Here is an 18,315-nt window from a genome sequence, read left to right as displayed (position 1 = left end):
CTAGAGGCCGTAATCGCCACTGGTATCGTCCCGGTCGCGCCCCCGCTCCTCGGCGCGCTCGAAAGTCTCGATACGGGTCCGGTAGGTGGCGGCGGGTTCGCTGTCGCGACCGGCAATGTCATCACCCGCATCCACTGCGGCGATGGCCTTTAACTCCGAGAACACGGCTTGTCGCAGACCAGGGTCTTCGATGCGGTCCATGAGCGGATCGATCCGGCCCGCTGCCAACTGATCCATATCCCCGTCGCGCAGGTCTTGCCGCACGTCGGAGATCAGCTTGTCCAGCGTGGCGATGTCGGCAAGGCGACTGCCCTGCCCCGCGTCGAGAATGTCCTGACGCGCCAGATCCGCCAAAAGATCACGATCCATGTGCAGCCCCGCAAAAACATCACGCGCGCGCGCCTGCAGATCGCGTTCCAGCCCAAGCCAGTCCGCGCGCTCCTGTGCGTCCACTGGGCGTGAGGCTTCGAGTTGCGCCTCGCTGCGATGGGGTGCGGTGAAACGGGCAGCGACTTCTTCGACGCTGCTGCCCGCCTCCTCGAGCCGTGCCTCCATCGGTGCCAGAACCCGCGCCAATTCCGCCCGGAAATGACCCAGTGCAGCATCGGCCTCAGCCGAGAGCGGATGGCCCTCGTCTCCTGCCCGTGCAGCCAGCCCCGCAAACCCTTGCACTCTGTAGGGATCGCGCTCGGGCGACACCGATGAAGAATGATCCGCAAGAAAGTCGCGGCCCAGAAGCGTGCCCATTTCGCGGGCCTGCCCGGCAAAGAGCTGTTCCAGTTCGACCTTTTCGGCACCGGGCGCCATGTCCTGAATGGCGCTCCAGGCGGTGTCGGCTTCCGCTTGCAATGTCTCGCGGGCGGCGACCAGACGACCGATCACATCCGCTCCGGCAACGGGGATCTCAACCCCTTCGGCAAACCCTTCTTTCACCGGCATTCCTTTCATCAAGTTGGTGGCGGCAAGCTCTGCGCCCACCGCGATGCGCCCCATCCATCCATCCGGAGGGGTGTCGGCCTCCAGGCCCATCCCCGCAAGTTGCGCCAGCTGCCGATACCCCTCGGCGTGTGTGCGTATCTCGGCCTCTCGCAGAGCGCGGCTTTCAGGATCCAGCGGGGCAACCACTGGCTCCCGTCCCTCCTTGCGGGCCGCCTGCAAATCGGTGTCCCGCGGGGCGTTTTCCATGATGCCACGCGACAGACGGGAAGAGGCGTTCAGCACCAGCCCGTGCTCGCCCGCGATCTGCGCATGCAGCTCGCGCATCATGTCATAGCTGATCTCGGAATGGCGGCTGATCGAGAGGAACTTGCCGTCCTCCATCCCGACCTTGTCAACAAGAACATGGGCATGCACATGATCTGTGTTGCAATGAAGGGCCGCCACATACCGATATCGATCCCGGTAATCCCCGCCGAACACCTCCTGCGCCCATTCGCGCGAGATGGCTTCCGCCAACTCCGCCTCGGTTCCCTTGGGAAAGGACAGGATGATGTGATCGGTGTGACCCCGTTTCGGCGCCCCGCACCAGGAAGCACTCCAATCGGCAATGACATTTTCCATGCCACGCTCGCCAAAGACACGATCGATGCCGATCTGGTTCGACCAGGCTGCGACCTGCGCCTCGTCGCGCAGGATGTACTTCATCTGTCTGCGCAACTCTTTGGGTGAATGACACCCGCCCGAGCCAACCCGCTTCACCACGCTTTGCGGCACCCGCAGCGCGTTCCAGGACATTACCGCAACTGCCCCGCCGGACGTGCCACGCCGACGGCCCGAAGATACGCGCGCCTCGCCTGCCATGGCTGCAGACCGCCGCCCCACATGAGGCAGTATCTCGCCCAATACCGCCTGCTGGAGGGTGCGTGTTTCAGCCATCGCGCTGCCCCTCCCCAACGTCCCGAAGATCGGACACCCGGACGAAGGACCCGCGCAGCGAGGCCGCGCGCAAAGCCTGCACGGCCCGGGCAACCTCTTCAGCCCGGTCCGCAAGCCGACCGACCATTGCCGCGTCGCGCGCGTTCCACCGCAGCTTGCCCGCATGGGCAAGCTTCAGCATCTGCACAAGATTGCGCGCCAAGGCATTGAGCTGATTGGCCGACGCCTTGAGCGCCGTGACCTCGTCCCGGCGAAACGCGACAATGCCGGATGACAGACGGATCATGTGCCGGAGCAGACCCGACGTGGTCATGCCCGTCTCAGCCACAAGCGCCTCGAATGCTTCGGCCTCACGGGCGGACACCCGAACCTGCAGCACGCGGCCCTTTGTGGTTCGATCCGTCACCACGCCGCGCGCCCGCACGCGGGCGACAGTGGGCCGGGAGCAGCCAACACGCGCGGCGATCTCCCCATCGCCAAGCCCTTGCGCGGCGAGCCGGAGAACCTCCTGTCGGGCAATGGTGGAGAGGCGTTTGGACATCGGCGGCAAGATTTATCATTAGATATCTTTTGTAAACACGAAAACTCTAATGAGTCGTCGCACAAGTTTTGTCATACACAATACCGTTCCTGTCAACGTCCCTTTGGTCCGTTGTCGCACCTTCGGTGATCAGCAGGCAGGGCCTTGGCCATGCCTGCTGTAAACCCCACGCGACAACGAACAGACCGAAGGGACACCGCCTCCCCCGCGCCGCGATCCGGGACCCCGGCCCGGATCCTGAACAGGCGCGGGAATGACGTCGGCGCAGCCGACACGATATCCCTTCATTGGCGTTGAATGCTCAAAGGGGTTCTCCCGGAAGGAGAAGAAGACCTTGTGGGATTGGAACGCCTGCACGGCCCCGTGCGTATTACCTCGGCGCTGATACGGATAGTCGATGGTCCGGTGACCCGACACCTCGAAGGCTGATGGCAGCATTGAGAAATTGTCACAACGACGCGATGGCGAAAAAGATGGGCGCTGCAATGACGGTCGGCGTGAGTGACCGGCTGACCGATTGACCGATTGACCGAACGCGTACGCAGATGATCGCCAAAACAGCACATCGCCACAGCAGCTGCACATCTGTCTGACCCAAAGGTTGAACGCCTTTATCGCGCAAGGTCTGGACGCCATCCCGAGGCATCGCCATAACGGCACAAAATATACGTTATGGAGACATTGAATGCTTGTTGTGACGGCCATCTCCGCGAAGGGCGGTTCGGGAAAGACAACTCTCATACAGATGCTTGCGTCCGCCATGCTCGCACGCGGCCGCCGTGTGCATGTCATGGATGCGGATGCTGACAAGCAAATCCTCGAATGGGAATCAAAAAGCGCGCGCGCCGACTTCGGTGATCTGCCACGCCTTCCATGGCCCACAGGCTTGACCGTGGCCGATGCCCCCGAGACCGTTGAAGGCCTTTACCACGCGCTGGACAGCTTTGAGGCTGAAGGTGTTGATCTGGTTCTGATCGACACCCGCCCCGGCGAACACCCCGACACCGAAACACTGGCGCTGGCCTGCGACATGATCCTGGTGCCGACCGTGCCGGTACAATCGGATTTCGTAGCGGCCCTGAAAACCCTTACATGGGTTATACGCATGATCGAGACCCTCGGGCCGGATGACCCCGCCCCGCTGTTTTCAGCGGTATTGATGAACGCGGACAAACGCGCGATCGATTTCGTGACCGCAGGAGATGACTTTGAGCGTGATGCGGCAAGACGCAGGGTTCACCGGCAGGACCTTGAGGTTTTCGAGGTGATTTCAACCCTGCCACTTCTGCCCACGCCGGTGCCCCATCTCACTGCGATCCAGCGCATGCCGCTGACCGGACCGCTGGGATATGTGCGGGACATTTATGAACAAGATCGTCGTCATCGGTTGCAAGCGGGGCATCTTTCCTCCGCCCTCGCCTTATGCAGCGATGTCCTTTGCGACATCGAGGCCATGGTGGACGCTGCCAATGGTTAGGAAGATTCCAAACCGGTCCGGGACCGCTGTCTCGAACGAAGACAGGCTGGCGCGATCGCGGCAGTTCGCCACGAGCGCCACGAAATATGCCGCATTCAATCAGAGTACGGCGGCAGCGGTCGCGACAGAAGGCCCAGCGGCAAATTCAGTGGACAAGAAAGAACCCCGGAAAGGGGAAAAGGCAGCCTCGGCTGAAACGGCGCGCATCAACCCAGGGGTATCCACCCAGCCGTTGGCGGACGATGCTTGCAGCAATAGCACCGAAGCGCAGTCTCGAACCTATTACGTGCGCATCGGGGCTGAGGATCAGGCACGGATTGATGCGCTGGCAGAACGATCTGGCCTTGACCCGGACTACGTTCGGCGTGCCTTGATCAAAGCGGTTCGCGCCCGCATGCAAAACCTGCGCGACACCGCAACCTGGCATGAGATTGCCTCCGCTGCACGACCACGCCTGGCCGAGCCCAAAGGCACTGGTGCCCCCTTTATGAAATCGATGATCAGGCTCGACGCCACCCTTGTGGCGGCGTTGCAGACAAGCATTGATGACCCTCTCAACGTCTATGGGGTGACGCAGCTGTTATCCGCCTTCGGTAAGGCGCTGCTGCACTCCGAGATCGAAGAGCTCACTCAAAAGATCAGCGGCATCGAAGCCCGGGCAGCGCGTCCTGATCCAGCGTAAAGGCATCGCGTGCAGTCACGACAGCGATTTGACCGCCTGTCTCGATCATGTCGATGAGCTGCGCCCATTCGGCAGGATCAGCATCTCGGTGCGTTGCGATCCCGTCCCGCACGGAGAAGGCAGCCTGCTCTCCACTCGTTGCAAGAAACACAACCTTTTGTGGCGTTCTGCCGTCTTCGAAACGCAACAAAAAATATGAATGGTTCACGTATGAGTTGTAGACATGGTCGGGATCGCAAACTAAGAGCACAGTCCCGTCGTTCGCTGTCGCGGCATAGGTCTCCAGACCTCGCGACACGCCGATCTCCCATTCGGCAGCGACAGCCGATGAAGCCGCGCCCAGAAAGAGCGCAATGTATAGAGGCCTGTAAAGCAAGTTTGTAAACTCCGTTTTGTGTCGGTTAAGTATATAGGTGCAGGCAATTACCCACCACCTGAAAGCTGCGGCTCCGACCAAATGGAGGTCAGGAGTAAAGTATGAAAAATTATGCGGGTCATCCCGTCGAAGTTATTTGGGCGACAATAAACGGTGAAGATGTCGAGGTCGGCGTCGTGTTCCGATGGAATTGCGGCATGCGCCGTACCAGATGGTCCGATGGCTTTGATCAGGCAGACAGCGCAAATTTGAAGTACGTTCCTTATGATGACGCAGGATAGACCTGCCATCAGCCCTACGATGTTTGCAAGCGACTGGAGCAGGACGCGGTTGTGATCCGGGGGCAATGACACCGAGAGAGAGCACACGCGGGAAAGAGATCGTTGCAAGGGCGACGACGGTTTGCAACCCTACCAAAGAGAACCGATAGGAGACCCATGAGATGAAAGAGATTTTCAACGTTGGCGAGACAATCTTGCTTGACGGCACGCCGCTTGCACTCGTGACCCGCGATGGCGTCAAGGCCTGGATCGAAGACGGCATACAACACAGCTTTCGCTACGACCGGGTGCGTGATCCTCTCAGCGGGCAGATGAAATACCGCTGCCTCTACGAGAAGAACGGGTCGGATATGCCATTCGCGCTGGTAGGCGATCCTGACAGTGAGGAAGGCGCTCGCGTTATCCTGTTCGACCAGAAGCCAGACCCATAGCCCTTCGGAATCTTATGCCAAGTGGCGAAGACTAGAGCCCCTCGGCTTCGCCCGGCGGCAGCGTCCGCCTTGCAAGAGGGATGCAGACCCGTCAGGGCTCAAAGCGGATCGTGAAGGCGACCATGTGGCAAACGTTTTGGGATGGCTCAGGATGAGACAGACCAAGACGTATTGGCACAGGAAGACAGCAAGGTCAGAATTCAGGGCGCAGCCTCAGCAGCCCGGCCCCGCTTACGGGGCTTGCCCATGTCGAAACCTTCACCATTGTAGACAGTCACGCACATCGCAGCATGGACGCCTCTTTCCCAGGTGCTGCATCGTGTTCGGCCCAGAGCGGTCGTTCATCGAGCCGCCTCGCGCCGCATTGCGGTATCTCTGAACCTGCCGTTCGTCGCCAGTCGCAGCATTCTTGACCGTCCAACATCAGGAACCGCTTTCCAACTTGAATGACCTGAAGCCTTCGGGCGAAGAGAGTGTCGCGACGATCAGCATGGGAACTGCTCAGGCTCCGTTCCCAACAGCCCAGCCCGAAGGGTGCGCCCACCACACACACGTAAACCCCATGGCTGGCGTTGTTCAGGAGGCCTACCGAATCCACTTTCAGGTCATATGGGCAACAACATCTAGCGCTTGCACGGCACATATCATACCATAAACGAGAGACCTTGCCCAACCACTACGTACCACTGGCTTGCGTTTATGGCCGCTTGGAATTCGATATGAACAATTTTCCCCGGCCCTCTGAAATCATGAGGCACAACAGACCCTATCTATTCTCGGACAGCAAAACTGAGGGCGTATACATATTGGCAAAATCCGAGCTGAGCCATCATTTGGAAAGCTTAACTCAGCGGAATCAGCACCAGGACTTTGAGATTTTTGCGCGCAAGCTGTGCGAGAGAGAGATTTGCCCGAACCTCCGTCCTCAGACCGGGCCGGAGGGCGGCGGCGACGGAAAAGTAGATACGGAGACTTACTCCGTTGCGCCCGAGATATCAGACCGCTGGTTTCAGGGACTGCCAGGCTCAGGTGCGGAAAGGTGGGGATTTGCTTTCAGCGCGAAGGAAAAATGGGCGCCGAAAGTTCGGAGCGACGTCCAGGGCATTGTTGATACAGGTCGTTCTTACGACAGAATTATATTCGTCACCAGCCGCGCGGCGCGATCCAAGGATCGCCTGCGGGTCGAGGACGAACTCGTCAAAAAGTTCAATGTTCCCGTCACGATTCATGACAGATCATGGATTATTGACCGGGTTTTTGAGCATGATCACAAAGACCTTGCATATGAATATCTGAAGGCTGGTCAGTATGACGAGTCCAAAATGGTGGTCGGGCCGCGCGATTTTGAACGGAGGAAGACTCTAGACGCACTCGAAGAACGGATCGCCAAGGGAGGACAAAACGGCGGAGAAATCACGCAGCGGGTCGTGGACGCTCTGGAAGCTGCGCAGTTGTCGAGAATGCTGGAAAGGCCGCGGATCGAAACAGTCGGTCGATTTGACCGGGCAATAAAACTGGCAAAGAAGCACGGAACTAGGCGGCAGAAAATGCAGGCCATCTATGAGGGCGCCTGGACCGATCTGTGGTGGTTCGATGAAATTGACGCCATCAATGAATCATACGAGGAGATTGAAGCGCTTGCGTTTGAGGAGAACCACGCGGACGACATATCCAAGTTGTCCAACCTGTACACGGTTCTGACTGCGCGGGTTATGCAGGGTTGGGAAGGTGCTGAGGAACTTGAGATTGAGGCGCGCGGCGAACGTCTGCGAGTCAAGGTTCAGGAGATTAGCGCAGACGCGTCCCGGCCAAACAATGCGCTTTATGGAAAGGCGCTTGGCCACCTGCTGGAGCTATCGTCTGCATCCGTCAAGACAGATGTAGAAAGCCTGGATGCAGTCTGGAACGGCCTTTCCGATGTTATTGATCAAGCACATGGACTTGGAGAATTTCCTGCTGAGATGATCGATCAAGTGATCGATGCGCTACAGCCCTTTGCTCCTGCCAGCGATGCATTCGATGCTCTGGTGCTTAAGCTAGCTGAGTTTATGGGCGAAAGGGCCAAAGAAGGAAAAGCCGGAAAAATCCTCTTTCGAAGAGGCGAGCAGCGGCTCGAAGCCGAAGAGCCAATAGAGGCCATTCGCTGGCTTGGCAAAGCGTCGATTTATTTCATGAAGGAGGAATACGCGGAAGAGCAGTTCGAAACGCTCTATTGTCTTTCTGTTGCCTATCGCGGCGCAGGCCTTCTGTGGGCAGCGCGCGCGACGTCGCTATCATCGCTGGTCAGAATGGTCATTTTGTCAGATGGCACTGACGGCCCCAGGCCGGAGCTTGTTCCATCCGCAAGCCTCTTCGCCATGATATCCATACAGCTCGGACGGTTTGTCGATGCGCTGAATGTGATCCTCTGGCTGAACAGCCTGCATGAAGTTCTGCCCTTGTCCGATGAGGGCCGCGAAGGCCTCCGGAACAAGCTGCTTGAGTTTGACCGCCTTCTGATGTGTCAGATCGTCAACCTGGAAGCAGACGATCTCCGGGCGCTGTCCACTGTGCCCGACATGCTTGAGAAGCTGCGTTTGTTCTCGGCCCGCATGGCGTTGATACTCTTGCTGGGCCATGCCGAAAGCTTGGAGCAGGATGGCTCGATCCCTGAAGAGGGCTCGATAGATGAACTCAAAGAACTTGCAGAGCTGGCCGCTGTGCAGCCGGCGGCCCGAGACCTTCCCAAGCGCCTTCTAATGTACCAGAACCGCGAGTTTGAGGCCTCAGTGATCCTCCTGGGTGTAAAGGTGAAATTCACTGCGGACGCGTCGGTGTTCGGGCACTTGCTGTGCGAGGCCCATATCGGCGCGCTCGAAGGCTTCCTGGCAACATCTATTGAGACGGGTATGCTCGCCCACGCCTCAGAATTGTCTGTGTCGGTAGAGATATGCGAAGACCTCGGTGAACCTGACATTATTTTTGATCCGGGCTCAATGATGCTGACGGTCAAGTGGCCTGTCGAACTGGATGTCAGAGATGTTGCCCACCATCAGACGCTTTGCGATCATCTTATAGACTTTTGCGCCCGGGTTATCGACGCAATTGCTGTGGTGAATCCTGACAAGGACAACGGGTTCATGTCGCAGCTCGTAGACGAGTTTGTTATCCAGCGCAGTATCAGCTTCAGCAATGCTTGCATTGGCAATCATCGGCTTTTCGGTACGCACGCATCAACTATCGCGGGGCTGCAGTTCCTTTCCGAGAGGGAGTACCAGCTTAAGAGTGATGCGCCAACTGTGATAAGGGGAGCGTTTCTTGATGAGCGTAGGGGAGAGGACGAGGGATTTACGGACCCGGAGAAGATTGTTCAAAGTCATCGGGGTTACGTCGTCGAGTCCATCATTAACTTGCATCTCTGGGATAGGGCCGGATGGAACGGAATAATGTTTGCGGGTTATGGCCCTGCATATCCTCCCATGCTTGCGCTGATATTTCGTGATGAACAAACGGCATGTTCAATATTTTCCGGATGGCGAGATAAATTCGGGTCGCGGGATAAGGAGGATGCTATTCGGATTGCGCTCCTGAGAGGGGTTGATGCGCAGCATCCGTCACATTACCGCGCGTCGATCTCCAAGAATTTCGACCCCAAAAAGGATGGTCTGGACCCAAGCAAGAAGTTTATGCAAGCCTCGCGGATGCTAACCATGACCCCGCCAAACAGCAACAACCTGGATACGTTTCTATCTGACTTCGAGGAGAAGCAGTGTTTCATTCTGGCACCTGCGGTTCTTGGGCCTGAGGGTGAACCGCAGTTTTTCACTGACCTTTCGATTTTGAAGCGAATGCTCTATGTCCGGGAGGCGTGGGAGGTTGGCGTTCACGACCAAGACGGCATGGCACTTCGCAGTGACGACAACATCCTGGTGCCGGATGGGATTGAAAACCCGCCATGCTTTGAATTGATGGAATTGAAGAAGCGCCTTCGGGAGGCGAGATAAGACACTTGCGCCTACCATGCGATCACCTGATTCTGCCACTCAGACATCCGCTTCCGCGCAAGCAGGTCATTCGTGCGGCGCGCAGCGAACGACTGGAAGGTCCCGCAAAGCCGCCCGTCACTCAGCCTTGCTGAAATCCCGCGCGAGAATCTCCCGCGCATGCGCGACCCATTCTGGGGTCAGGCTCAGCGATTTCGCCTTGTTTTTGGGATCAAAAATCAGGCCGTTCTCGAAAAGCCGGTTGGTGATGGCCCAATCGACTCCCTTCCAGACCTGATCGCCGTAATGCAGCGTCAGGCTAAGGATCGCGAGAGCCGCATCATCAATCTTATCGATGTCGAGTGCCATCTCCCCCTCGTTTTCCTATGTCTGCCCGCTTTTCGAACCGCGGCCGCGCATCATGCATAACCCCGCCGCTTCTTTATCGCGGCAAGTTTCATCAGCGCGGTGACAGCGCGCCCTTCATCTGGATGCTGCTCAATCATCATCTGCCCACGCGCGCCAATGCGGCCCCATTCGCGCACCAAGCTGGCGCCCCCAAAGAGATCGGGCTGAATGCTCATGCGGTAAAACCGCCGCATCTGCAGGTCGGTCGGGAACACCTCAAGTTGAGCGACAGAGTGAGACATATCGTGATCCAGCAGGCTTTCTTCCAAAATATCAGGTGGAAGCCTGCTCTTCCACCTCGATTTCCCCGCGAGGGGAAAAGGGGGCTCACGCCCCCTTCTCGAACTTCATGACCGGGATGCCCAGCTTCTTGGCCTTGTCGGCGAGGTTCTCCTGGATGCCGGTGCCCGGGAAGACGAGAACACCCACCGGCAGCACCTCCAGCATGGCGTCGTTGCGCTTGAAGGGGGCGGCTTTGGCATGCTTGGTCCAATCGGGCTTGAAGGCCACCTGCGTCACGCCCCGGGCCTCGGCCCATTTGGCGGCGATGAGTTCTGCGCCCTTGGGGCTTCCGCCATGTAGAAGGACCATATCGGGATACTTGGTGCGGACCTGGTCGAGCTTTCCCCAGATCAGCCGGTGATCGTTGAAGTCGGTCCCGCCGGTGAGGGCAACCTTAGGGCCTGCGGGCAACATCACCTCGGTTTCTGCGCGGCGCTTGGCGGCGAGGAAGTCACGGCTGTCAATGAGCGCGGCGGTCATGTGCTGACGGTTCACCATCGAGCCGGTGCGGGGCCGCCAGGTCGATCCCGTGTGATGGACGAACTCGGTGGCGGCGTGATCCCGCATCATGTCCATGCAGTTGCGCCGTTCGATCAGGGTGAGGCCTTCGGCCGTCAGGCGCTCGAGTTCGGTGGATTTCACCTCGGAGCCGTCCTGCTCGCGCTGGAGGCGGCGCTGCGCCTGTTGGTTCTCATCGAGCGACCGCTCAACCCTCGCCGTGGCGCGGTGGAAGAGGTTGACCTGGCCCCAGAGCACCTCTTCGAGGTCGGGTTCCATGCGGGTGTCTTCCAGGCTCGCGACGAGGGCATCGAAGATGTCTGCGATGGCGACCGCAAGGCGCTGCCCATCGGGCATCGGGCGCGGATCGGGCTCATCAAAGGGACGGAAGCCATAAAGCTGCAACTCGTCGAGCGCATGGGCGGTCTGGGATGCGGTGTGGGCGGGTTCATACGTGTCGTCGTTAGTGTGGATCGTCATCTGTTTCTTGCCTCCGGGCCTGTCTCATCCGCGCGACAACCCGCGCGGCCTTCATGGGCTGCGAAAGCTGTCACTGGGGACGCCCCCTCACCCCGCCTTCGGGGCCGGAAAGCATGTGGAGGAGGGCGGCAGGCAAGCTATTTGCTTCGCGATGCAAAGCGGGGGCTCGTCCCCCGCGGCGGAAATAGCTTGCCTGCCGCCCTTGAGGGGGCGTCCGCTTTGACGGCCGCCTGCCCATCTCTTGAAGGCCGCTCGGGTGTCGGGTGGATGAGATTTACCCGGGAAGAGGCAAAAGGTGATGATCCACACCCACGACAGGACTGCAGGACCCCTACCCCCTCAGCCCCTGACCACCCTCTGCGCGATGCTGCTCAGCCTGACAGGCGCTGCCGATCCTCAAGCCCGATCTGCCCTGCCAGATGCTGGCGCAGCGCCTCTTTGCCGGTCGCCCGGAGATCATCGTTGAAATCCCCGAGTTGTGGCTCGAGCACATGGCACCCAATCCCGACCTCTGTGGCTCTGGCGCTCAACCTCTCTGCCGCGCGTTGCCCGGCCGGATCGCGGTCTATGGCGATGTAAAGGCGCTGCAGCCCCTCCGGCAACTGGACCGCCCCGAGGTGACCCGACGAGAGAGCCGCCCAGACGGGAAGGCCGGAGGCCGCCTCGGACAGGGACAGCATGGTCTCGATGCCTTCGCCGACCACGAGGATGTCTTCATGCGGGGTCAACCTGACAGCATTGCCAAGGAGGTGACCCATGGCACGCCGCTGCGTCTCGACATCCGCTTTCCCCTGACCGTCAAGAGCCAGCCAGGTGCGATGCACACCCTGCAAAGCCCCTGCCCCATCGGTGACCGCCGCGATCAACGCCGGTCGTGGGATGCTCCGGGTCTGGCCCTCATCCCGATGCCAGCACTTCGGGTGGAAGCGCAGCGCACTCGTCATGCCGCCTTGGGTCAGGCCCCGGGCGCGAAGGTAGGTATCAGCAAGCGTGCCTGCGACCGGCACCGAGGCTGCAAACAATCGCGCCGCCGCCGCTGGTGTGCCACCGGGGGCCTTGGGCTTCTTCGGCACTGGCGTATTCGGGAGGATCGGCTGGGGACGGCCCAAATGCGCTCGGGCCTCGGCCAGAAGATCGGGAAAGCGCGAGATCCCGGTTCGCTCGCGGATGATGTCGAGGAGATCGCCATGCAGTCCGACAGCCGCGTCCTGCCATTTGCCACGGGCTCCCGGTCCTGATGTGGGTCCAGTCAGCCGCACGAAGAGCGACCGGCCGGGGTTGTTCTGCAAATCGCCGACGATCCAGTAGGACCCTTCCCGCCGTCCGGCGGGAAGGTAGGCGCGACACACGCTCTCTGCGTTCTCCGCCAGAGCGCGGATCACATCTTCAGTCTCGGAATACATGGCTCAGCACCCTCCACGCGCATGTAGTCCTGTCACAGGACAACGTGCAAGCAGACGATCAAGCACTGTGATGCCGCTGGAGTCTGCTGGGCAGAAGAGCCGCAGCTTCCAGGCGATGATCTCGGAGAAGAAGCCATCGGCCTTGAGCCGGTCCTTGGCGGCACCCAAAAAGCCCGACAGTTCTATCCGGTTCACCCCCATGACGCGGGACCGGTGCAACTCCATCCCCTCGGCCAAGCGCACGACCGTCTTGCCCTCCAGAACAAGGGCATGGACTTGCGCCGCCGTGAGCTTCGGCGCATCGGCGGCAAGTGTGGTCGCGACCCACGACGGCGAAACGCGGCGACCGATGATGCGCTGACCGTCATCGGTCTGCAGCCGGTAGACGCGGGTTTCATCCTGGGGGAGCTGCTTCCAGATCGGCAGCAAGAGGCCCGCCACGATGTGCAGCGTGGTTTCCGTGAATTCCGGCACCTCGGCCAGTTCTGCCGTCCAGGCTTCAGTGAAGGCCGCGCGGTCGGCTTCCAGCCAATGGGTGTCCTCCATCATTCGGGCCGGAACCGTGCTCGCTTCCGTCGGGCGGATCAGCCGCAGGCGCGGCTCGATGGTGCCGTCATCCAGCATCAGGCTGGTGGCAGGCACCTGCACCGCGGCGCGGCCCGAGCGGCTGTTGACCAGCAGGCGTGCCTTGGGGTCGTCCAGCCAGTCGAGCGCATCCGCGAGCGAGGTCGGCGTGTTGCGCCGCTTCTCCGCGATGGTCAGAAGCTGGGTTTCCGCGCCGGGACCGGGATGGGTGTAGATCACCCGGGCATCCGTGACGCGAAAGCTTTCGGCGCGCAGCGTCTCGAGCCCGAGGTCGTAGACCCCGGCGGCGATAGCGCCCTCGATCCGTTGGTCGAGGAGTTCCTCGAAGGCCGCGAAGAGCACAGCCTGCATGTCGATTGTGAGCGCCAGCAGGCGATTGAGGAAGGTGGTGATCGGCGGCAGGTCATCCTTCAGACCGTTGTCATCAGTCAGGCTGAGGCCGGTCGCATCCTCAAACGCCCCGAGCGAGCAGCCCGCAACATCACCGCGATAGAGGCGGCGGTAAAGCTGGCGCAGAGCGTCGCGGGCATAGGGGGACTCGAGATTGTCCTCGGGCCGGAACAGCCCCTGCCCGCCGGTCTGGCGTTGGCCACGCGTGATCGCCCCGAGTGTGTCGAGACGGCGCGCGATGGTCGACAGGAACCGCTTCTCCGCCTTCACATCTGTGGCGACGGGTCGGAACAGCGGCGGCTGCGCCTGATTGGTCCGGTTAGTGCGGCCCAATCCTTGGATGGCGGCGTCTGCCTTCCAGCCGGGTTCCAGCAGATAGTGGACCCGCAGGCGCTGGTTCTTGGCGCCAAGATCGGCGTGATAGCTGCGCCCGGTGCCGCCGGCATCCGAGAAGATCAGGATGCGCTTCTGGTCATCCATGAAGGCGGCGGTTTCCGCGAGATTGGCAGACCCCGCCCGGCTTTCGACGACGAGCCGCGCCAAATGACCCTCGCCCTTGCGCACGATGCGCCGCGAGCGGCCCGTCACTTCCGCCACCAGATCCGTGCCGAAGCGCTGGACGATCTGGTCCAGCGCGCCGGGCACCGGCGGCAGCGAGGCCAGATGCTCGATCAGCGCGTCGCGCCTGCGCGCGGCTTCGCGACATTCCACCGGCTGGCCGTCGCGCGTGACGGGCCGCGAAGAGAGGTTGCCTTCGCTATCGGTGAACGGCTCATAGAGCTGCACCGGGAAGGAATGGGCGAGGTAGTCCAGGCAAGCCTCTCTTGGCGTGATATCCACCCGCAGATCGTTCCACTCGTCCGTGGGGATGTCCGACAGGCGGCGCTCCATCAGCGCCTCGCCTGTCGAGACGATCTGGATGACGGCCGCGTGGCCTGCGGCGAGATCGGCGTCGATGGCAGCGATCAGGGTCGGGGTTTTCATGGAAGTGAGCAGATGGCCGAAGAAGCGCTGCTTGGCGGACTCGAAAGCCGAGCGGGCGGCGGACTTGGCCTGGCGGTTCAGCGTACCGCCGGATTCGCCAGTAATGTTGGCCGCTTCCAGCGCCGCGGACAGGTTCCGATGTATGACTCCGAAGGCGAGCGCATATGCATCATAGATCCCGCGCTGCTCCGGCGTCAGCGCATGTTCCAGCATCTCGTATTCGACGCCGTCATAGGACAGCGAGCGCGCCGTGTAGAGGCCAAGCGACCGCAGATCGCGGGCCAGGACCTCCATCGCGGCAACGCCGCCCGCCTCAATCGCTTGCACGAATTCCGCGCGCGTCGCGAACGGGAAATCCTCGCCGCCCCAAAGACCGAGGCGCTGCGCATAGGCGAGGTTGTGCACCGTCGTTGCACCGGTGGCCGAAACATAGACCACGCGGGCATTGGGCAGCTTATGCTGCAGGCGCAGGCCCGCCCTGCCCTGCTGCGAGGCCGTGACATCGCCGCGCTCGCCTTTCGATCCAGCGGCGTTGGCCATGGCATGGCTTTCGTCAAAGAGGACCACCCCGTCGAAATCAGCTCCGAGCCAGTCGACGATCTGATCGACGCGGGACTTTTTTACGCTCCGCTCCTCGGAACGCAGCGTGGCATAGGTGGTGAACAGAATGCCCTCGGAGAGCGGGATGTCTTTGCCTTGCGCAAAGCGCGACAGCGGCGTCACCAGCAAGCGTTCCTGGCCAAGGGCCGACCAGTCGCGCTGCGCATCCTCCAGCAGCTTGTCACTTTTGGAGATCCAGAGCGCTTTGCGCCGACCCTGCGTCCAGTTGTCGAGCACAATCCCAGCCGACTGGCGGCCCTTGCCCGCACCGGTGCCATCGCCAAGGAAGAAGCCACGGCGGAAGCTGACGGCGTCCGCGGCATCGTCGGGCGCGGCCGAGACCATGTCGCCGGTTTCATCGACAGTCCAAGACCCGGCAAGATACGCGCCATGCGCCTCGCCCGCGTAGATCACGGTCTCGATTTGCGCATCGGAGAGCAGACCGTTGCGCAGCACGGCGGCGGGGAGTTTCGGCCGGTAGCTGGGTTTTGGGGGAGCGACCGAAGCCATGGCCGCAGATTGCACAAGCTTGGTCGGGTGCGGTGTGGCGCCGGGGATGTCGATCGCCTGCAGCCGGTAGGTCTCATAAATGGCATCCGACAGGCGCGCGCTGGCTCCATCCTCGGTAGCATCGCGCAGTGTGTAGGCGAGGTCTGTGGCCTCTAGCTGCGCGCCAGTGGTGGCGAGGGGTGTTGCGAGCGTGGCGCGCGATGTGCCGATGGCGGCGCGCGTGGTGCGGGCAGGGTTTCCCGGGAAGGGGGAAGTGGGGACGTGCGCGCTAGGGCTTCGGGCGTCCAGCGCGAGGCGCGGGGGGACGTGGGCAGTGATCAGCGACAGCAGGCTAGCCACATCGGACGAAATCGGGCGCGCCAGATCGGCTGTGATGCCGCCCGCCTCGCCACCGCGGCATTTGTCGAAGACCGAAATCCGCGTCTCGAAGCTGGTGCCGTGCTTGGCGAAGGCCGCACCCGACACAGCACCCGTAAAGACCAGATGCGCGGTCTGGGTCAGACACGCGAAGGTTTCCGCCCAGGCGGGCGCATCGGGCGCGAAACCGGCGCCGGTGATGGCCACAAGCCGTCCGCCGGGGACCAGGCGCGCGAGCGCAGAGCGCAGATGCCGCGCTGTCGCCTCGGTGGTGCGGGCGTCGACATTGGCCACCGCCGAGAACGGCGGGTTCATCAGGATCACGCTCGGGCGCAGCCCCGCGTCCAGATGATCGTCGATCTGGGCTGCGTCAAAGCCCGTGACAGGCCGGCCCGGAAACAAGCGACGGAGGAGATCAGCGCGGGTGTCGGCAAGCTCGTTCAGCGCGAGGCTGCCGCCCGCGATTTCCGCGAGGACCGCCAGAAGGCCCGTCCCAGCCGATGGCTCCAGCACCAGATCGCGCGCGGTGATCTGTGCTGCAGCCATTGCGGCCAGCCCCATAGGCATCGGCGTCGAGAACTGCTGGAACCGCTCCATCTCCTCGGACCGCCGCGTATGGGTCGGCAAAAGGCCGGACACCTTGGCAAGGATCGGCAGCAGCGCTGCGGGCGAGCCCGCCCGCGCCAACAGCGCGCGGCCGAATTTCCGCAGGAACAGGACCAGCGCTGCCTCGCCTGCTTCATAGGCCAGCTTCCAGTCCCAGGCGCCGGTCGCGTCAGAGCCGCCAAAGGCGCGCTCCATCTCAAGGCGCAGGCGCAGCACGTCGATCTGGAAACCTTGCGCCAGATCAGGCTGCAGCGCTTCGGCCACCCTCAAGATCGCAGCGGCCGTATCGGGGGACGGGATGGGGACAACAGACGCAAGGGCGCGCTCGGTCGCAAAATGGGCGAGATGGGTCATCGGGAAACTCCGGAATGAGGGACAGGATCAGCCCCGGACACCCTCTTTCGGGCACCCTCAGGCCTGACCTTCCCCGGCCCTCCTCTTCCTCTCAAACCCCATGATTTCCTGAGGTGGCTTGCCTTTGTTCCTGTTATGTTCTATTTTGAGAGCCAAGCTAGGAAGGGAGATCCCCGATGGAAAGCACCACTTACGCCCTGCCCGCGACCCCTAAGCAGATCGCCTATGCGCGCGCGCTGGCCCTGCGCAACCAGACGCTTTTGCCGTGGGAGATTCAGCAAGATCGGCGGTCCCTGAGCGCATGGATTGACGCGCAAGCCAAGCTGAACCCGGGCGCGCAGGACAGCCGCCCGACATCAAAGCAGGTCGCCTTTGCCGAGCGCCTCGCCCGCATCAAGCGCCGCGCCGTGCCGGATGAATGCTTCCGTGACAAGGGGCTGATGTCGAAGTGGATCGACGGGAACAAGTAAAGCTGGGCTGACCCTGCGGTGATCGAGACTACTTCAGCCGATCGACAACGGATGCCCCGCCCGACTTGGCAAGCGCGATCAGGCTGGACTGGATCTTGGATGTGAAGACGGAACTGAACGTGCCAATGGGCGTGCGGTCCTCCCAGACATAGGACCGCTCCAGAATATCCGTGTTGATCTCGTCCAGCATGACCCATTTGCGGACATGGGTCTCTAACCCCACGCGCTGCGACTCGATCTGTGGCACCTCGATAAATTTGCGCGAGGGCAAGGGCGGCTGCGTCGTGATCGGCAGGATGAACACCACGGTCTCGCTATCGGACTTGGCGACAGTGACGGCGATACAGACAGGCCGCGTCTTGCGGCCCTCGGTCTCACCCGCCATCTGCTCGCGTTTCCAAAGGAACGGATAGTGGAAAACCTCTCCAGCACTCGGCTCAGTCATCCGCCCGCGTCAAGTCCCGCTCGAGCCCTTCTATCATCAGCGCCTTGAGATCCTCGGGCATCTCGTCAACCATATGAGCCTGCTGTGTGGCCCCTCGCGCGAGCTGCTGATACTGGTCCATGCTCATCAGCACGAATTTGGGTTTGCGATGCTTGGTGATCGCAATCGGCGACCGAATGGCCGCGTCGAACAGGTCACTTGTGTGCCGCGTCAGGTCGGCCGCCTTGAACTCGGGAAGATCATGCATGATCGAGGTCTCCATTTGTGCAGAATATACATACATTCTGGATATTCTGCAAGAGATGGGTTGCGCCCGCC

16 protein-coding genes are annotated in these 18,315 nt (G+C 61.3%); 6 read left to right on the top strand and 10 right to left on the bottom strand.

What is annotated here, in order from left to right; genetic code table 11:
- Together DSM107133_RS21335 and DSM107133_RS21330 are read right to left on the bottom strand one after the other, a co-directional pair.
- Positions 1-1,875: a relaxase/mobilization nuclease domain-containing protein gene (locus DSM107133_RS21335; protein ID WP_162792140.1), complete on the bottom strand. Its 1,875-nt coding sequence runs from the start codon at positions 1,873-1,875 to the stop codon at positions 1-3.
- Positions 1,868-2,416, bottom strand: a complete 549-nt coding sequence (locus DSM107133_RS21330; protein WP_114295059.1) for a helix-turn-helix domain-containing protein — start codon at positions 2,414-2,416, stop codon at positions 1,868-1,870. The genes DSM107133_RS21335 and DSM107133_RS21330 overlap by 8 nt, the downstream gene beginning before the upstream one ends.
- A 685-nt stretch (positions 2,417-3,101) precedes the next feature.
- Between DSM107133_RS21330 and DSM107133_RS21325 the strand changes: the two genes are divergently transcribed.
- Together DSM107133_RS21325 and DSM107133_RS21320 are read left to right on the top strand one after the other, a co-directional pair.
- On the top strand, positions 3,102-3,893 hold the full coding sequence (locus tag DSM107133_RS21325; RefSeq protein WP_114295057.1) for an AAA family ATPase: 792 nt from the start codon (positions 3,102-3,104) through the stop codon (positions 3,891-3,893).
- On the top strand, positions 3,886-4,575 hold the full coding sequence (locus DSM107133_RS21320; protein WP_114273191.1) for a hypothetical protein: 690 nt from the start codon (positions 3,886-3,888) through the stop codon (positions 4,573-4,575). The genes DSM107133_RS21325 and DSM107133_RS21320 overlap by 8 nt, the downstream gene beginning before the upstream one ends.
- Here DSM107133_RS21320 and DSM107133_RS21315 read toward each other — a convergent pair.
- The gene (locus DSM107133_RS21315; RefSeq protein ID WP_162792139.1) at positions 4,532-4,951 is read right to left on the bottom strand and encodes a hypothetical protein; all 420 of its coding nucleotides are present in this window, start codon (positions 4,949-4,951) and stop codon (positions 4,532-4,534) included. The two genes, DSM107133_RS21320 and DSM107133_RS21315, sit on opposite strands and share 44 nt — an antisense overlap.
- Before the next feature lie 101 nt (positions 4,952-5,052).
- Between DSM107133_RS21315 and DSM107133_RS21310 the strand changes: the two genes are divergently transcribed.
- The 3 genes from DSM107133_RS21310 to DSM107133_RS21300 all read left to right on the top strand — a co-directional run bounded on the left by DSM107133_RS21310 (position 5,053) and on the right by DSM107133_RS21300 (position 9,646).
- Complete coding sequence (locus DSM107133_RS21310; protein ID WP_114295055.1) at positions 5,053-5,232, top strand: hypothetical protein; 180 nt, start codon at positions 5,053-5,055, stop codon at positions 5,230-5,232.
- A gap of 161 nt (positions 5,233-5,393) precedes the next feature.
- Entirely contained in the window at positions 5,394-5,663 is a 270-nt protein-coding gene (locus tag DSM107133_RS21305) for a hypothetical protein (RefSeq protein ID WP_114295054.1), read from the top strand.
- Between the two features lie 665 nt (positions 5,664-6,328).
- Complete coding sequence (locus DSM107133_RS21300; protein WP_162792138.1) at positions 6,329-9,646, top strand: hypothetical protein; 3,318 nt, start codon at positions 6,329-6,331, stop codon at positions 9,644-9,646.
- 117 nt (positions 9,647-9,763) lie between these two features.
- Here the strand turns inward: DSM107133_RS21300 and DSM107133_RS21295 are convergent, their stop codons facing one another.
- The 5 genes from DSM107133_RS21295 to DSM107133_RS21275 form a co-directional block, all read right to left on the bottom strand.
- The gene (locus DSM107133_RS21295; protein ID WP_089423527.1) at positions 9,764-9,994 is read right to left on the bottom strand and encodes a DUF6429 family protein; all 231 of its coding nucleotides are present in this window, start codon (positions 9,992-9,994) and stop codon (positions 9,764-9,766) included.
- Positions 9,995-10,044: 50 nt separating this feature from the next.
- Positions 10,045-10,275 carry a WGR domain-containing protein gene (locus tag DSM107133_RS21290; protein WP_114295079.1) on the bottom strand — a complete coding sequence of 77 codons (231 nt, stop codon included), beginning with the start codon at positions 10,273-10,275 and terminating at the stop codon, positions 10,045-10,047.
- 85 nt (positions 10,276-10,360) lie between these two features.
- Positions 10,361-11,293, bottom strand: a complete 933-nt coding sequence (locus tag DSM107133_RS21285) for a DUF2493 domain-containing protein (RefSeq protein ID WP_114295052.1) — start codon at positions 11,291-11,293, stop codon at positions 10,361-10,363.
- Between the two features lie 371 nt (positions 11,294-11,664).
- Positions 11,665-12,696, bottom strand: coding sequence for a toprim domain-containing protein (locus DSM107133_RS21280; RefSeq protein WP_243253629.1), 1,032 nt, complete (start codon positions 12,694-12,696; stop codon positions 11,665-11,667).
- A gap of 3 nt (positions 12,697-12,699) precedes the next feature.
- Positions 12,700-17,082 carry a bifunctional class I SAM-dependent methyltransferase/DEAD/DEAH box helicase gene (locus tag DSM107133_RS21275; protein ID WP_243253628.1) on the bottom strand — a complete coding sequence of 1,461 codons (4,383 nt, stop codon included), beginning with the start codon at positions 17,080-17,082 and terminating at the stop codon, positions 12,700-12,702.
- A 176-nt stretch (positions 17,083-17,258) separates the two neighbouring features.
- On the opposite strand from DSM107133_RS21275, the gene DSM107133_RS21270 reads away from it, so the two are divergent.
- Positions 17,259-17,552 (top strand): hypothetical protein, encoded by a 294-nt coding sequence (locus DSM107133_RS21270; RefSeq protein WP_114293637.1) that lies wholly within the window; start codon positions 17,259-17,261, stop codon positions 17,550-17,552.
- Positions 17,553-17,580: 28 nt separating this feature from the next.
- Here DSM107133_RS21270 and DSM107133_RS21265 read toward each other — a convergent pair whose 3' ends face one another.
- Complete coding sequence (locus DSM107133_RS21265; RefSeq protein WP_240310530.1) at positions 17,581-17,997, bottom strand: hypothetical protein; 417 nt, start codon at positions 17,995-17,997, stop codon at positions 17,581-17,583.
- On the bottom strand, positions 17,990-18,259 hold the full coding sequence (locus tag DSM107133_RS21260) for a type II toxin-antitoxin system prevent-host-death family antitoxin (protein WP_114293705.1): 270 nt from the start codon (positions 18,257-18,259) through the stop codon (positions 17,990-17,992). The genes DSM107133_RS21265 and DSM107133_RS21260 overlap by 8 nt, the downstream gene beginning before the upstream one ends.
- Positions 18,260-18,315 lie beyond the last annotated feature (56 nt).

The sequence above is a fragment of the Pseudosulfitobacter sp. DSM 107133 genome, from assembly GCF_022788695.1.
Taxonomy (GTDB): domain Bacteria; phylum Pseudomonadota; class Alphaproteobacteria; order Rhodobacterales; family Rhodobacteraceae; genus Pseudosulfitobacter.
The sequence above is the reverse complement of the archived record's forward strand: the minus strand, read 5'-3'. Positions and strand labels throughout refer to the sequence as shown.

Excerpts from the sequence above, each read along its gene's own strand:
- DSM107133_RS21335 (WP_162792140.1), bottom strand. The coding sequence starts at position 1,875 with ATGGCTGAAACACGCACCCTCCAGCAGGCGGTATTGGGCGAGATACTG.
- DSM107133_RS21330 (WP_114295059.1), bottom strand. The coding sequence starts at position 2,416 with ATGTCCAAACGCCTCTCCACCATTGCCCGACAGGAGGTTCTCCGGCTC.
- DSM107133_RS21325 (WP_114295057.1), top strand. The coding sequence starts at position 3,102 with ATGCTTGTTGTGACGGCCATCTCCGCGAAGGGCGGTTCGGGAAAGACA.
- DSM107133_RS21320 (WP_114273191.1), top strand. The coding sequence starts at position 3,886 with ATGGTTAGGAAGATTCCAAACCGGTCCGGGACCGCTGTCTCGAACGAA.
- DSM107133_RS21310 (WP_114295055.1), top strand. The coding sequence starts at position 5,053 with ATGAAAAATTATGCGGGTCATCCCGTCGAAGTTATTTGGGCGACAATA.
- DSM107133_RS21305 (WP_114295054.1), top strand. The coding sequence starts at position 5,394 with ATGAAAGAGATTTTCAACGTTGGCGAGACAATCTTGCTTGACGGCACG.
- DSM107133_RS21295 (WP_089423527.1), bottom strand. The coding sequence starts at position 9,994 with ATGGCACTCGACATCGATAAGATTGATGATGCGGCTCTCGCGATCCTT.
- DSM107133_RS21290 (WP_114295079.1), bottom strand. The coding sequence starts at position 10,275 with ATGTCTCACTCTGTCGCTCAACTTGAGGTGTTCCCGACCGACCTGCAG.
- DSM107133_RS21285 (WP_114295052.1), bottom strand. The coding sequence starts at position 11,293 with ATGACGATCCACACTAACGACGACACGTATGAACCCGCCCACACCGCA.
- DSM107133_RS21280 (WP_243253629.1), bottom strand. The coding sequence starts at position 12,696 with ATGTATTCCGAGACTGAAGATGTGATCCGCGCTCTGGCGGAGAACGCA.
- DSM107133_RS21275 (WP_243253628.1), bottom strand. The coding sequence starts at position 17,082 with ATGACCCATCTCGCCCATTTTGCGACCGAGCGCGCCCTTGCGTCTGTT.
- DSM107133_RS21270 (WP_114293637.1), top strand. The coding sequence starts at position 17,259 with ATGGAAAGCACCACTTACGCCCTGCCCGCGACCCCTAAGCAGATCGCC.
- DSM107133_RS21265 (WP_240310530.1), bottom strand. The coding sequence starts at position 17,997 with ATGACTGAGCCGAGTGCTGGAGAGGTTTTCCACTATCCGTTCCTTTGG.
- DSM107133_RS21260 (WP_114293705.1), bottom strand. The coding sequence starts at position 18,259 with ATGGAGACCTCGATCATGCATGATCTTCCCGAGTTCAAGGCGGCCGAC.